At 35.5% G+C, this 15,789-nt stretch carries 12 protein-coding genes and 1 pseudogene; 4 read left to right on the top strand and 9 right to left on the bottom strand.

The window, feature by feature from the left end; translation table 11 throughout:
* The first annotated feature begins 49 nt into the window (after window positions 1–49).
* On the top strand, window positions 50–2,290 hold the full coding sequence (locus PHF25_02210; protein MDD4526833.1) for a DNA translocase FtsK: 2,241 nt from the start codon (window positions 50–52) through the stop codon (window positions 2,288–2,290).
* A 366-nt stretch (window positions 2,291–2,656) separates the two neighbouring features.
* Here PHF25_02210 and PHF25_02205 read toward each other — a convergent pair whose 3' ends face one another.
* The 7 genes and pseudogenes from PHF25_02205 to flhA all read right to left on the bottom strand — a co-directional run bounded on the left by PHF25_02205 (window position 2,657) and on the right by flhA (window position 11,997).
* Window positions 2,657–4,024, bottom strand: coding sequence for an LCP family protein (locus PHF25_02205; protein MDD4526832.1), 1,368 nt, complete (start codon window positions 4,022–4,024; stop codon window positions 2,657–2,659).
* Window positions 4,017–6,770: an isoleucine--tRNA ligase gene (gene ileS, locus PHF25_02200; GenBank protein ID MDD4526831.1), complete on the bottom strand. Its 2,754-nt coding sequence runs from the start codon at window positions 6,768–6,770 to the stop codon at window positions 4,017–4,019. The genes PHF25_02205 and ileS overlap by 8 nt, the downstream gene beginning before the upstream one ends.
* Window positions 6,771–6,808: 38 nt before the next feature.
* Window positions 6,809–7,540, bottom strand: coding sequence for an RNA polymerase sigma factor FliA (fliA, locus tag PHF25_02195; GenBank protein MDD4526830.1), 732 nt, complete (start codon window positions 7,538–7,540; stop codon window positions 6,809–6,811).
* Between the two features lie 14 nt (window positions 7,541–7,554).
* Window positions 7,555–7,800, bottom strand: a complete 246-nt coding sequence (locus tag PHF25_02190) for a hypothetical protein (GenBank protein MDD4526829.1) — start codon at window positions 7,798–7,800, stop codon at window positions 7,555–7,557.
* Window positions 7,793–8,692 carry a MinD/ParA family protein gene (locus PHF25_02185; protein ID MDD4526828.1) on the bottom strand — a complete coding sequence of 300 codons (900 nt, stop codon included), beginning with the start codon at window positions 8,690–8,692 and terminating at the stop codon, window positions 7,793–7,795. The genes PHF25_02190 and PHF25_02185 overlap by 8 nt, the downstream gene beginning before the upstream one ends.
* 19 nt (window positions 8,693–8,711) lie before the next feature.
* Window positions 8,712–9,923: a flagellar biosynthesis protein FlhF gene (gene flhF / locus PHF25_02180; GenBank protein ID MDD4526827.1), complete on the bottom strand. Its 1,212-nt coding sequence runs from the start codon at window positions 9,921–9,923 to the stop codon at window positions 8,712–8,714.
* Window positions 9,904–11,997 (bottom strand): annotated as a pseudogene (gene flhA / locus PHF25_02175) (flagellar biosynthesis protein FlhA). Before flhA ends, flhF begins: the two are co-directional and overlap by 20 nt.
* A 175-nt stretch (window positions 11,998–12,172) precedes the next feature.
* On the opposite strand from flhA, the gene PHF25_02170 reads away from it, so the two are divergent.
* The gene (locus PHF25_02170; GenBank protein MDD4526826.1) at window positions 12,173–12,409 is read left to right on the top strand and encodes an RNA-binding protein; all 237 of its coding nucleotides are present in this window, start codon (window positions 12,173–12,175) and stop codon (window positions 12,407–12,409) included.
* Between the two features lie 47 nt (window positions 12,410–12,456).
* On the top strand, window positions 12,457–13,017 hold the full coding sequence (yqeK, locus tag PHF25_02165) for a bis(5'-nucleosyl)-tetraphosphatase (symmetrical) YqeK (GenBank protein ID MDD4526825.1): 561 nt from the start codon (window positions 12,457–12,459) through the stop codon (window positions 13,015–13,017).
* A gap of 7 nt (window positions 13,018–13,024) precedes the next feature.
* Here the strand turns inward: yqeK and PHF25_02160 are convergent, their stop codons facing one another.
* Together PHF25_02160 and PHF25_02155 are read right to left on the bottom strand one after the other, a co-directional pair.
* Window positions 13,025–14,188 (bottom strand): transglutaminase-like domain-containing protein, encoded by a 1,164-nt coding sequence (locus PHF25_02160; protein MDD4526824.1) that lies wholly within the window; start codon window positions 14,186–14,188, stop codon window positions 13,025–13,027.
* Between the two features lie 30 nt (window positions 14,189–14,218).
* A complete protein-coding gene (locus PHF25_02155) occupies window positions 14,219–14,641 on the bottom strand; it encodes a hypothetical protein (GenBank protein MDD4526823.1) in 423 nt (140 codons plus the stop codon).
* A 128-nt stretch (window positions 14,642–14,769) separates the two neighbouring features.
* Here PHF25_02155 and PHF25_02150 point away from each other — a divergent pair.
* On the top strand, window positions 14,770–15,789 hold a 1,020-nt coding region (locus PHF25_02150), incomplete at its 3' end, for a hypothetical protein (protein ID MDD4526822.1).

The following is a 15,789-nucleotide window of genomic DNA, read 5'->3' as shown; positions in this document are numbered from 1 at the left end:
TAAGCATCCTTTAGTATCCTGAACAACTTTGATATAATACTAATATCTAATGGCTAAGAAAAAGAAAGATTTTAAATATATTAACCCAGTTGTTCCAGATCAATTTCGCAGAGAAATCCTAGGTATTATCATATTAGCTATTGCTGGTTTCCTCTTCTTCGGCAATCAATATGTTGCATCTACTGGTTTTGTAGGGAAATTTATCTTCGGGAATATACTCAATCTGTTTATCGGGGAAGGGAAAGTTTTCCTGCCTCTATTTGTTGCTGTAGCAGGAGTCTTATTGCTTTTTGGTAAAAGCATTACAAGGGAAAAGACCGTGGCCCCAGGCATCGCATATGCCTTTACTGTCCACCTAATTGTCTTAGAGTTACAAAACTCAATAATAACAAACAAGCTTAGTTTAAAACCATTGATGGAACACCCAGGCGGTACCCTTGGTTACATAGCAACCTTTATTTTAAAAAACCTTTTTGGCCCAACTGGAATAAAAATTGTAGTTATTGCCTCTATTTTTATTTGTTTTCTTTTAATATTTAATGTAACTATTTTTGACATACTTATTTTTCTTAAAAATATTTTTCTTAAAATATTTAATTACTCTCTTTCAAATAATCAAAAAGCAGATAAAGATAAAATTGAAACTGAAATCATTGAACCAAAAAAAGAAAAATTTGATATTAAATCCAAAATGGAGCCACCAGTTATAAAGGAAATAAAAAACAACAGAAAAACCAATAACCCACCTGAAGAAACAAAAGAAAAAGAAATAAGTATATCTCAAAAAGAGCTTAATGATATTATAAGGATTGAATCAGACAATGAAGATTTCTTGCTTCCAGACCTAAAACTACTCAGTACACCGATAATTAACAAAGAACATATCAAAAAAGTGGAGTCTGACATTCAAGAAACAATCCAAAAGCTAGAAGAAACATTAGAAAGTTTCAAGGTTAATGCTAAGGTTGTTAACACTAGCCAAGGTCCAAATGTAACACGTTATGAAATTCAACCAGGATTTGGGGTCAAGGTTAGCAAAATCGTTAATCTGGCTGACGATATTGCCCTAAACTTAGCAGCTAAAGGTGTCCGAATAGAAGCGCCAGTGCCGGGCAAATCTGTTGTGGGCATTGAGATACCAAATAAAATGTCCAGTATAGTCAACATGCTCCCCTTGGCTAAAGAGGAAAAGTTTATTTACTCTAGCTCAGCTCTGCTGATTGCCCTAGGGAAAGACATTGAAGGTGCTACGTCTTATTTAGATTTAAGCAAAATGCCACATCTACTTGTAGCTGGTGCTACTGGTTCAGGTAAATCTGTCTGCGTAAATTCAATCATTATAAGCTTACTGTTAAGAAACACTCCCTCCACCGTAAGAATGATACTTATTGATCCAAAAAAAGTAGAACTAAATATCTATGATGATATTCCTCACTTAATTGCCCCAGTAATAACTGATGCAAAAAAAGCAGCCGTAACTTTACGCTGGTGCGTAATGGAAATGGAAAGAAGATATGATGAACTTTCCAAAATGGGAGTCAGAAACATTGAAGGATTCAATCAAAGAATTGATGAATTAAGACAAGACAGAGAAAAACTTTCCGTAGAAGAACAACAAGAATTCTATATCCCTAAAAAATACCCATATATAGTAATTGTGCTTGATGAACTTGCTGACCTAATGATGGCCGCTGCCTCTGAGGTAGAATCCAGCATCGCAAGAATCGCTCAAATGGCTAGAGCTGTTGGACTACATCTAGTTATTGCAACACAAAGACCTTCTGTTGATGTTATAACTGGTTTAATTAAAGCCAACGTCCCCTCAAGGATTTCCTTTGCTGTGTCATCGCAAATAGATAGTAGAACTATCCTGGATTCAATGGGAGCAGAAAAACTACTTGGCAAGGGAGATATGCTCTATAAACCAGTAGGAGCAATGAGACCAACTCGTATACAAGGAGTATTCCTTTCTGACCAAGAAGTGCATCGTATAGTTGATTTCGTTAAATCTCAAGGTCAGCCAGAGTATCTGCAGGAAGTTGTAGACTTAAGACCTGAGGATCTAGAGGCACTAAAAAAAGGTGGAAATATTTCTGAAGACGGTGATAGAGATGAGTTCTTTGAGGAGGCTAAAGAGATAGTTCTAAGCACAAAGAAGACCTCCGTGTCATTTATCCAAAGAAGACTCAAAATAGGATACAACAGAGCTGCTAGAATAATGGAAGAAATGGTTGAGGCAGGCATTCTGTCTGAAATGGATGATAGTGGTAAAAGAGAGATTCTTTATTAATTGCCATTTGGGACACGAAACTCTCGCTCATTCTACTGCTAAATTTATTATCCTACCCGCTCAAAATCAACATCCATGTTGATTTCGCTAAAAAACATCCTGTTTTTTCACGGATAATTTCATTAAGCAGTAGATATTCACTTCCGTACGGTCCCAGCATGTCAATTACTTTCCGATTAACCTATCCCAAAGTCATTCCCGCGCAGGCGGGAATCCATCCTCATTTAAACTAATAATAAAATACTAGATTCCCGCTTTCGCGGGAATGACAATAAACAAAGCGGGAATGACAACACTCAAAACTTTAAGCGCAAAAACTTTCTCCCCCTGGCGGGGAGATGTCTCGCTTGCAAGACAGAGGGGGTCTTATTGAGTTTTAACCCCAGTTAACTTTTCCCAATCCTTACCCAAAACCAAACACATGTCGATTGTTTTGGCTGGTAAGCTATACATGATTATATTTGCAGGATTAATATTCATTGCTTTAGCTAATCTTAAAGACTCGCTTGTCTTGCCCTTCCAGTCGACTAGCACTGTATTTTCATATTGGAAATGTGCTCCGTTCTCAACCCTTGCAACAACAACGCCCCTCTTTTTTAATAACTCTGCAACAACTGCTGCTGAGCCAGTTACACCATTACCATTTAAAACTTCAACACTTATGGTAAGCCCTTTTTCAAAAATATTATCATTAATAGCCGTCTTTTCTTCTGGCATGAATTTCTTTATCTCAACAAGTGTAAACATTTTTGGTTTACCAAAATTCTTGTTAGCCAATTTAATGTTTGATGAAGCTACTTCTTTTTTAACAATATTTATTTCATTAAATCCGTGTAATGTTTCGTCAATCATCTTAGTAGCAGAAGCTAAATCAATTCTCCAATAATATAAACCATCAACTAACATGATTGCACCCGGCAGCGTATTAACATTCAATTTGCCACTTTCTAAACTATCTTTAAACTCAACTGCCAATCCTAACATCTGCCCAACCGACAAATTAGTATCCACATATTTCTCTTTTTCTGAAATAAGTTTAGGTAACTTTACTAAATTTTGAGGCATTAACATTTTACTAATCACTGCTTTAATAAACTGTTGTTGTCGTCCTATTCTTCCAATATCTCCCTTTTCATCGTGTCTAAACCTCAAAAAAGAAGTAGCTTGCTCGCCATTCATTTCCTGCTGACCTGGCTTAAAATCTATATACAAATCTCCTGCCTTATCCATGTAATACATGCGCTTTTGCACATCAATATCAACGCCACCTATTTCATTAATAATATCCTTTACCCCACCCAACTTTAAAACAACATGATACTTTATCGGAGTTTGCAAAAGTTCAGTTAACGTTTCCTTAACTAAGTTAATGCCTCCATATGCATAGGCATGATTAATTTTATCTAATCCATGCCCTTTTATGTTGACTCTTGAGTCTCTGGGAATTGAAAGAAGTCCAATCTTTTTTGTAGCTCTATTAACATTCACAACCATTATAGTATCTGAACGACCAATTCCTTTCACGTCATCGATACCAAGTACTAGAATATTATCTGCTGGACTCACTTGTGTTTGAGGTAATACATGAAGCAAAAAATTTATAAAATTCCACTGGCTTACTAATAGACCAAAATAAAAACCAACAATTATGGTAACAAAGAAAGAAGCCACATAAGCAATTATTACTTTTGAGCTAATGCTGTTTTTCTTTGCAAAAACTCCTTTATTAGCCATTTACGACTTCTTCACACCTTGGACAGAGACCATTGTTACTTAATGTGGCGTACTTCCAACAACGTTCACACTTGTCCCCCTCAGCGCTAAAGACTTCTACCTTGTCATCCCCTTTGATTTTCTTCACTTCTACCTGACTCAACACCATGATTTCCATGATATCTTTCGCTGTAATGTCTTTTGCTGTATACAAAACAACTTTGGCATCTAAAGAACTACCAATTACTTTGTCTTTCCTTGCTTTCTCTAACTCAATATTAATTAGAGGACGAACACCACCAGCTATCATGTCCCTAATTTTTTGAACATCTTTATCCAAAAGTTCAGGCCCAGCAATACCATTAGGAATCATTTCTAGTAAAACAGACTCTTTTTTATTGGCAATTGGCAGGTATTTATAAATATCCTCCATTGAGAAACTCAAAATAGGCGCTAATATTTTCACCATATCAAGTGACATTAAATACATCGCTGTCTGTGCGGATCTTCTCTGCTTAGAATTAGTAGCATTACAATACAGATTATCTTTTTGAATATCTAAATAGAAAGAGCTTAGTTGTCCAACACAAAACTCATATATCTTTCTATATATCTGATGAAAGAAATAAGTATCGTAAGCCTTGTCAGCTTCACAAATAACACCCTTAAATTCCGCCACAATATATTTATCTAATGGCAACAAATCCTTCTCTTCTAAGGCATCTTTACTGGGATCAAAATCATAAAAATTACTGATCATAAACCTTAAGGTGTTTCTAATTTTAGAGAAAGCATCTTTTATCTGACTAATAATGTTTTCAGATAAAGCTACGTCATTTCTAAAATCAGTAGAACTAACCCATAACCGAAGGATATCCACACCATGTATACCAACAACTTTTAATGGATCTATTACATTGCCCTTAGACTTGCTCATCTTTTGACCTTTTTCATCTATTGTAAATCCATGAGTTAAAACTTGCTTATATGGCGCTTTATCGTATGCAGCTACTGAAGTTAACAGCGATGATTGGAACCAGCCACGATGTTGATCGCTTCCTTCTAAATAAAGGTCGGCAGGATAAGACAATTCCTCTCTTGTTCTAATTACAGCCTCATGAGAAGCCCCTGACTCTAACCAAACATCCATAATATTTGTATCTTTGTAAAAGGTCTGATTGCCACATTTAGTACAGTTGGTGCCTTTTGGAAGAATCTGCTCTGCTGTCTTAGTAAACCAAGCGTTTGTTCCTTCTTTGCCAACCATCTCAGCAACAGCTTGATTAAAAATACCTGTATAGTGAGGTTCGTTACATTTCTCACAATAAAAAACAGGAATAGGTATACCCCAACTTCTTTGTCTAGAAATACACCAGTCTGGTCTACCTTCTACCATTCCTCTAATACGCTTCTCGCCCCATCCTGGTATCCAACCATTGTTTTTATTAATCTCAGCTATTTTCTTTAGAGCTTTACCTCTAAGGCCATAATCACCATCCATTCGAACAAACCACTGCTCAGTTGCTCTAAAAATAACAGAACTCTGACATCTCCAGCAATGAGGATAAGAATGCTTTACCCACTGCATCTTCAGCAGCTTACCTGAGGCTTCCATATCTTGGACTATTTCTTTATTAGCATCAAAAACTTTCATGCCTTGATATTTTCCTGCTTCCTCAGTAAACACGCCCTTATCATCAACAGGCATAACTACGGGTAAGTTAAACTTTAAACCAGCTATATAGTCCTCATGACCATGTCCTGGGGCAATATGCACAAGACCGGAACCATCTTCATTGGATACGAAATCAGCAGAGATGATAGGGAAAATCTCATTAATAAATGGATGAGAATACTTAAGCCCTACTAACTGTTCTCCTTTATAGTGAGTAAGAATTTTTACACTATCCCACTCCATAACTTCTTGTATCTTCGGCAACAACTCTTCAACACAAATAAACTTTTCTCCCTTTGCTTCAAATAAGACATACTCAAAAACAGGACTAACTGCCACGGCCACATTGGCAGGCAATGTCCAAGGAGTAGTTGTCCAAACAATCAAAGAGACATCTTTGTGACCATCAATTTCTTTTTCTAATGTAAACTTCACATAAATAGAAGGCGACTTCTCATCAGCATACTCAATTTCCGCTTCTGCTAATGCAGTAGTACAATTCATACACCAATGGATTGGCTTTCTACCTTGGTAAATAACTCCCTTTTCTGCCATTTTGCCAAAAAGTTCGATTACTCCACGCTCATACTCTGGTGTCAGCGTTAAATAAGGATTATCAAAATCGCCAAAAACACCCATTTTACGAAATTGCTCTTTTTGCATATCTACATACCTAAGAGCATATTCCTTACACTGGTTTCTAAAAACAACCTCGCCCCCAGCCTCTTTCCTGTCAGAAAGATAAGACTTATCTTTCTTTAATTCTTTAAGCATTTGAGTTTCGATGGGGAGACCATGGCAATCCCAGCCAGGAATAAAAGGAGTATAATCGCCTTTCATTAAGTGATATTTAACAACAATATCTTTAAGAATCTTATTTAGGGCATGTCCCAAATGAATGTTTCCATTAGGGTATGGTGGTCCATCATGAAGAATAAACGAATTATTGTTTTTATTCTCTTCTAGTCTTTTTTTGTAAATATCATTCTTTTCCCAACTCTCAAGAATACTAGACTCAATATTAATAAGCCCTGCCTTCATTGGCATATCCGTATGTGGTAAGTTTAAAGTATCTTTAAATGTTTTTTCCATGTAACTGCTCCTTTGGGTCGGTAAGATAAAAGATTTAATTAAATCCTGCTTTGTATATACAATCGTATAGAGATAACAGCTTTTTTATGAACCTGAGATATCCTAGATTCAGACAAATTCATTATAAGACTTATCTCTTTTAGTGACAATCGCTGTTCATAGTACAGACTGAGTATGATTCTATCTTTTTCTGGTAAAGCATCAATAGCTTCAACTAAAACATCTAGATTCTCCTGCTCTATAATTCCTCCCAGATAATCTTCCTCGTTAGCTAACTGGTCGATAAACCGAAGGTTGTCTTCGCTATTGGTAAAATCATCTAAGGACATTAAGTAAGCACCACTAGTTTCTTCGACTAATTTATCAAATTTCTCTTCGCTAACACCTAATTCCTGAGCAACTTCATTATCTGTGGGCATTCTACCTAAATTCTGCTCTAAAGTTTTATAGGCGTCAGATATTTTTTTATGTTTTCTAATAATTGATTGTCCGCCGAAACTAACTTTTCTAATCTCATCCAGAACTGCACCGCGCACTCGAATGTAAGCATAGGTTTGGAACTGAACATTTTTAGTGCTGTCATAGTTTTGAGCAGCTTCTAGCAACCCAATATTACCAATGCTAACAAGGTCTTCTCTGTCCATGCCATAAGGAAGGTTCATTTCCATTCTGGAAATAATATGTTTAACTAAAGCTAAATTGTTAATAACTAGGCGTTCTATTTCTTCACTGGTTTTATCTTGCTCATAAGGATTATTCTTAAGCATCATTTTTCTTAAAAGACCTATCCTTCTTTTTTCTTTTGTTCTGTTCGCCTTTTCTCTCTTCTTTGTTCTATCTTTCTTATCTGGCTATCAAGCAAGGTTTCAATTGTAATTACTCCTAAAATTAAGGCGACATAGTAACAAACAAAAAAGGTAATAACGGTACGAATAACCAAAGAAGAGAAAGTAATCCCTTGAATCAGGCCAGCGACGAAAACGACTAATGCAGCCGTATTTGCAAAATATAAACTATATTTTTTAATCATTCCATCCAAAGTACTTCGTAGCTAAAGAAAAGAAGTTTGTAAAACTTTTCTTGCTAGTTGGGTCAATACTTATTATTTTCTTTGCCAATTTAGTAATTTCATAACTAACCACAGCATTCGGATAATTCACAAGCACTGGACGCTGTTCTCTAACTGCTGAACATAATGTTTTACTGGCACTAACATGTCCTAAATATTCAATATCTTTATTTAAAAATTTACTACAAACGTTCTGTAATAATGAATATACCTTTAATGCCTCATTCTCACTGTTAACCATATTTGCAATAATACTAACTTTCATCTCAGCATTATATTTGTGTAATGTCTTGATAACCGCATATGAGTCTGAAAGAGATGTTGGTTCTGATGTAAGAACAACAATAACTTCATCCGCAGCAAGTAAAAAATTGATAACGGTGTTACCAACACCAGCACCAGTATCAATTATAACAATATCTGGGTGATGCTTATCTTGATATAACTCAAGTTGCTCAAAAAAGAACTGTTTTTGGTTCTCTGTCAGAGACGTAAGTTGGGCAACCCCAGAAACTCCAGGTAAAACTTTGATGCCAAAAGGTCCCTCTACAATAACGTCTTCAATAGGTATTTGATCATAAATAACATTACTTATATTATATTTAGGAAAAACTCCCATCAGTATGTCTACGTTTGCAGTACCAAAGTCAGCATCTAAAATAAGCACTTTTTTGCTTTGATTTTTTGCAATAGCTAAACCTAGGTTTAACGAGATATTGGATTTCCCTACGCCACCTTTGCCACTTGTAACAGCGATTATTCTGGTATTAGCTGTTTTCTTAGAAAAAGCTACGCCAACATCATTTCTGCCTTGTGACCTTACTAACTGTCTAAGAGAATCTGCCTGATCCATTCTTTACCCCCAAATTTATCTAAGACCCAAATATCAAATCAGCTATCTTGCCCGGACTTGCTACCTCAAAATCATCTGGAACATTTTGTCCATTTGTAAAATAACTCAACTTTTTATGATGTTTGTGCACAACATCTAAAATAACCCCACGAGAATCTGTTTCGTCCACTTTAGTAAAAATTACCTTATCGTCAAATATAGCACTATAACGTTGAATTGTATTATAAATATCCTTACTCTTAGCCGTTACGCTAAGAACCAAATAAGTGTCTACAAAACTATTCCTTAAAAACTTTTTTAGCTCTAAAATTTGTGACCTATTATTAGGAGACCTACCGGCAGTATCAATAAGGATTATATCCATATCTTTGTGCTTTCTTAATGCTTGTGTAAAGTCTTCCATGTTAAAAACAACTTCCATAGGAATACCTATAATATTAGAATAGTTTCTTAATTGTTCTATTGCCGCAACCCTAAACGTATCGATAGTTATCAGTGCAACCTTCTTTTTCTGAATCAAACTAAAATTAGCGGCCATCTTAGCAATAGTTGTAGTTTTCCCTACACCTGTAGGACCAACAAGGGCAATAATTCTTTTGTTTTCAGGGATTTCAAGATCTATCTGATTGGCAACTCCGAGCATCTGAATAACCTTATTTCTAATATAGTCATTTACTCTAGCTTTATTTTCTAAATCTTTATCATCAATGTCATTTTCAATACCCTGAAGTATCTGAACTATCAAATCCTCGCTAATACCTTTAGCTTCCAAATTCTTATAATAAATCATTAGCTTTGGCGAAATCATCGGGTGCGGAGAATTGGCAACTTTCCTAACAATAATATTCAAAGTCTCTTTAATGTCGTCCATTTCCCTTGTAAGCGTTGTTACTTTTTGTTCTAAACTAGAGGTTATTGGTGTAATTTCTTGCGTTATTTGCTTAATATTTTCTTTCAAATTGAAAACCGGACGAGATGAACTACTTTGTGAGGGGGCGAAATTTGATGAAACTGAAAACGCTTGATTTCTTTGTTCCACTTCTTGTTTTTTTTCAACGATATTTACATCAATGCCTGCCATGACCTCAATAATATCTTTACCAAACAAACCAAAAAATCCACCTTTATTAACAGTTCTAGAATGAAGGATGATTGCTTCTGAACCAAAATCTCTTTTGATCATCCTTACAGCATCATTCATGCTCTTGGCTTCATACTTCTTTATCCTCATCGATTAACCTCACTAAACCTATGGCTTGAATCTCTACTTCAGCTAATATCTCATTATACGCCAAGACAACTAAATTGGGAAACGTACGAGCGGTCATTTTTCTAAAATGTGGTCTTACACTTGTTGAACATAAAATAAGTGGCTGATAACCCATATCCGCTACTTTCTCCACCTCGACGGAAATACCTTGGAACATTTTCTGAATATACAAAGGACTAAGCGAGGTAAATGAACCTTGCTCCGTGTACTGAATAGAATCAGCAATCTTCTGTTCCAAAAAAGGATCAAGCGTAATGGCAATAATTACACCCTTGGGAGTCTGATACATTTTAGTTATCTGTCTAGCAAGACCTTGCCGACAATTAGAGGTTAAATTGTCTACGTTCTTACTTATTCTAGCGTTATCAGCAAGTATTTCTAAAATTGTTACTAAATTTCTAATTGGGATCCTTTCATTTAATAACTGCCCCATCACCTTCTGAACTTCCCCAATAGTCATCAGTGTTGGAATTAACTCCTCAACAACTGCTGGATATTTTTCTTTAACGTTATCAATAAGAATTTTAACTTCTTGTCTGCCTAATAATTCGGCTGCATGCTTGCGGATAATCTCCGTAATATGTGTAATTATTACGGTTGAAGCATCAACTACGGTATATCCAGCGACCTGCGCTCTTTCCCTATCGCCAGAAGCAATCCAAATAGCCTTTAACCCAAAAGCAGGTTCGACTGTTTCAAAACCTGAAATCCTTTCAGTAACTCCACCGGGATCCATCGCTAATAGTCGATCGTTCATAACCTCTCCAATCGCCATATCTGCTCCCTTTATCTTAATAACGTAATTGTTCGGTTTGAGGCTGATGTTATCTCTAATACGAATAGGAGGAACTATTATTCCTAACTCTGACGCTAATTTCTTTCTCATGGAAGTAATATTTTCTAACAGCGTGCCACCTTGTTTTGGGTCCACCAAAGGAATAACTCCATATCCTATTTCCAATTCCAGCAAATCCACATCAACTTTGGGAACTATTTTTTCTGGAGAAGCGTCTTTTGCAGTTTCCTCTTTTCTTCTAGTAAGAGTAGATTCTTTCAGCTGTTCCTCTTCCTTCGCGGATTGTGTTTTAAAAGAATTACCAAGGTACCAAAAAAAGATTGCTAATAGCAAAAAAGTAATTTTAGGCATACCCGGAATCAATAAAGCAAGGACTGAAAGCACCGAAGCAATATACATCACTCTCTGCTGAGAAAACATCTGACTCTTGATGTCTGTTGCTAAATTCACCTCTGAAGATGCTTTTGTCACTATAATGCCGGCAGCCGAAGATATTAATAAAGCAGGAACCTGCAAAACAATACCAGCCCCAACGGTTAAAAGAGTATACACTTGTAAGGCTTGCATTAAAGGCATCCCCAGTTGTAAAACCCCGATAATAAACCCACCAAAGATATTAACCAGAATAATTATGATTGAAGCAATGGAATCTCCTCTAATAAACTTGGTAGCACCATCCATAGAACCGTAAAAGTCAGCTTCTTTGGCAATCTCTATCCGTTTCTTCTTGGCAGTGTCCTCGTCAATTAGTCCAGCATTTAAATCTGCGTCTATCGCCATCTGTTTGCCTGGCATTGCGTCTAATGTAAACCTAGCAGCAACTTACGCAACTCTTTGTGAACCACCTGTAATTACAACGAATTGGATAATTACCAAAACTAAAAAAATCATAATACCCACGACATAATTACCACCAACGACAAATTGTCCAAAGGTAGAGACAATGCTTCCCGCTGAGGCAGTTAGCATTAATGACCTAGTAATTAAAATTCCTAACGCTAATCGAAATAAAGTGATTATTAGTAAAAAGGTTGGAAAAACATTAAACTGAACCGCATCTTGAGTATTCATTGTTACCAATAAAATAAGAACAGAAACTGTAAAATTAAGAGAAACAACTATGTCTATAAAGAAAGTTGGCAAAGGAATAAGTATCATGATTAAAACCATCAAGACACCTACGACCATGAATAGATCATTAAATATTACTGTTTTTTGATTAGGCACTACTTTTTCCATAGGGAAATAATAACATAGCAGAGCCAGCTTTGTATCCATAAACTATAACAAAAACATATCTTCTCTCTTCATTTTTTTGTTTACTCCAATAATTAACCGGACTAAACATCTAATACGTTTGATTTTTATCAAAATATTAATTATAATTTGAATACGACAAAGAAGGAGGCAAACGATGAGTACCAGTCTATATGTAGGCAACCTTTCATGGGAAACAACTGAAGAAGAGCTAACTTCTCTCTTTAAAGATATTAATGAACTCGATGATGTTAGAACTAAAATCGAAACTGATACACTGACCGGTCAGCCAAGAGGATTTGCTTTTGTGGAAGTACCAAATGAACATGTAGAAAATGTTATTAGAAAAATGCATGGCTTTGAACTAAATGGTAGAGAGCTAATAGTTAACTAGTGAAAAAATTCTTTTCAGATAGAATCTTCTCCCTTATAATCCGCTAAATGATTAATGATTTACAAGAAAAATTACGCAAATACTTAAACTCTGAAGAAAGGATAAATCACTCCGTACGAGTTGCTGACTTGGCAGTTGAACTAGCCAAAATATATAAGATAGATGAGCAAAAAGCTTATGTTGCTGGAATTTTCCATGACATGGCTAAAGAGATTACTTTTGAAAAAGCAATACAAATAACCCGAGAATATAATTACTCTTTATCTGAATCTGAATTATTAAATAATAAACTACTTCATGCACCTATTGGTGCTTTACTAGCGCAATATGAATTAAAAATTGATGATAAAGATATAATAATGGCAATACGTTGGCATACCACTGGTAAAGCCGAGATGTCTATTTTAGAAAAAATAATATACCTAGCAGATATTTCTGAACCTGGAAGAAAACATCCGGAATTAATGCAAATACAAGAGCTAGCAAAACAAAACATAAACAAAGCAATGTTGCTAGCAGTAAAATTCTCTCTTAAAAAACTAATTGAATCTGAACGTTCTATCGACCCAAAATCCGTAGAATGTTATAACTATTTCACAAAAAACTAATTAATAACTACATGTCTCTTAATGATGAAGAGAAGGCCTGCATCGCTTCAGACAAAGTATCTCCAATCATCTTACCAACTGCAGTATAAGTTGCAATTCTATCTTTCATTGTCTGCAACTCCTGTTGTAATATAAAAAGTGATCCGGGATTAGTATATTGATCCAATTTGTTTGCATATCCTAACATACCAGTTGGTGGGTCATCAGACCCATACGTTGTATCTATTGCGCTGGAGATGGTACTTCTCACCCTTGAAACTGAAGATTCAGCTGTATACAAACTATCAACATTATTAGCATCTTCCATTACCCAACTATTGCCTACTGAACCATTACCACTAGAAACTCCTTGAGAATTAAACGCAAACGTAAAATCAGACAATGTTGAATTGGCCTCTTCACCATTTGTTGCGTCAAAAGTAGCAACATTCCCGTTTTCTCCGACTAATCCAACAACAACGTGACCCTGACTGTTTGCTCCTCCTCCTTGAACACAAACCTGAACACTAGATTCATCTACTCCACAAGCTATTGCTAAACTAGCTACCAATATTGCCATATCTTCACAGTCTCCTGAACCAGAAGCAATAGTATTTGCAGCTGTACTCCAACCTTCGCCGACAACATCAGCTTCGTATGAAAAATTTGCGTTAACGTAACTATTTATTGCAGATAATTTTTCTGAGTCTGACATTGATTCGGTAACAATTCCCTGAGATTGCAGTTGACTTACAAGTGTCATCACAGAAGAGTCTCGTGGTTGAATAAAGGAAGTAACATTTACATTTTCTTTACCATTAAATGCAGTAGCTACATTTGTATTCTCACTCTCACTAACTTGTGCTGAAAGATCCGTTAAGTATGACATTATCTTTAGTTGATCTTCAAGACTCATATCATCCGTTATGACAGAATCCGCTCTCAATGTATTAAAAAGCGCTTGAACAGCTGAATTCTGTGACTGAAATATGTCTGGAATACCAGTGTACTTCTGACCATTAATTTCTAATTTATAAAACTGAAAATCACTTTGACTAGACGAACTTAAATAAGTAGCGTCCATTTCGACTGACTGTTCAACTAGCCCATCCTTGTTTAAACCATCTTCTTGTAAAATTTTTCCATAACCACCTAAAGACTCAGCCCCTACATTATTTATAAAATCTACCATTCTTGATTCCCCCCCTCAGTTTTATATTTACTAATCTTGATCATAAGAAAATTCACCAATACCTTGACTTGCAGTTTTCTTTAACTGCTCTTCCAGTTCATCCAAAATCATGTCCTCAATTAACTGATTATAAACATCCTGCTGAGATAATCCTGCAGTTGTTGTTGTCGTAGCACCATATGATGACATCTCTGCAATATCAATATTTTCAGCATCTGCAACATCTCCATGATATACCTTAATATTAACTTTCCCAGAAGCTGACTCTAATAAACTAGCAACCGTTGTTTGACTGCCCTCATACATTAAGCTCATGGAAAGAATCTCATTTTCATCAATATTTCCATCAGCAATAATTGATGCCAAATTCTTTTGTTCTGACAGGTTTATAAAGGCATTCCCTGATGAATACATCGAACTCATGCTATTTTGATTATTTTGTATTTCACTCATTTCATGACCCCTTTATGTGATTACCTGCTCACCTACTAATATCGCCATGAATAACAAAATTAATGTATCGAAAATTATTAATGAATGAAAACTAGCAATTTGGGCGTATTAATATTAGGGGGAGATAAATGGATATAGGGAACATTCAGAATAATTTCAACATTTCTTATGATAAACCAGTTCAATCTGACAATGATTTCGCCAGCAAACTAAATTTACCTAGCCAGCCAAACAAAATTAAACCTGATAGCATCCAACAGCAATTAAAAGAAGTAAGCAAACAAGAAGAAGCACAGGAAACACAAGAAACCTTTAGTGAAATCAGTACAAAAACTGAAAATCAATCTCCACAAGCTAAAGGCACTCAAGCTGAAATGATGAAAAACCTTCAACAGCTTATCCAGAAACCTGAAAATCAAACAATAACAACTTCCAAAGCGAACATTGGAGAACTAATCCAGGACAATCAAATAAATAAACTCAAAGAGCAGAACAAAGACGCCAAAACTAACCTGCAAAATAAACTGCTTGGCGAAGGGAAAGAGTCCTCTTTGAGAACGCTAACTATTGCTTCAAATATTGCACTATTTAAAGGTTGGTTTAAAAAAGTTCAAAGCAAACCAGGTTCTACAGATGAGATTGAAGAAACTGAAGAAATTGAAGATTCTATTTTATCTGATAGCAACAACACTCAAGACAATAATCTTCAAAAGTCTAAGCAAATAAAAAATAGTTCCTTAGTGAAACAACAACAATTATTTAGCCTTAATATGCAAGCATCTCTGCGTTATTTGAGGAACTTAAAAACATTTAACCAGCGCTACTCCCCAGAAATGCTTATCTATGATGATGACACTGGATATGTTGATGCCAAGGAAACTCTAGAATGTCTGGGCTGGGATGATATTGAACAATTCCAAACAAAATTCAATAAAGAACTAAATCTTAAAACAATTAAGGAAATACATAATAATAATAAAATCCTTTCTGCTGCTGATAACTCAGGCATCAATGTATACAAAGCAACTCACCCGCTTCATAGCAATAAGATAGTAACTCTGGCCGTAGAATCTCTTACTGGAGAAATAATAATGATTGACCAACTTCAAGATTTAGAGAAATTAGAGCTACAAGGTAAAGTGTATAAA

The organism is Candidatus Margulisiibacteriota bacterium (genome assembly GCA_028706105.1).
Taxonomy (GTDB): Bacteria; Margulisbacteria; Riflemargulisbacteria; order GWF2-35-9; family DYQY01; genus DYQY01.
This window is presented reverse-complemented; position numbering and strand designations above follow the sequence as displayed.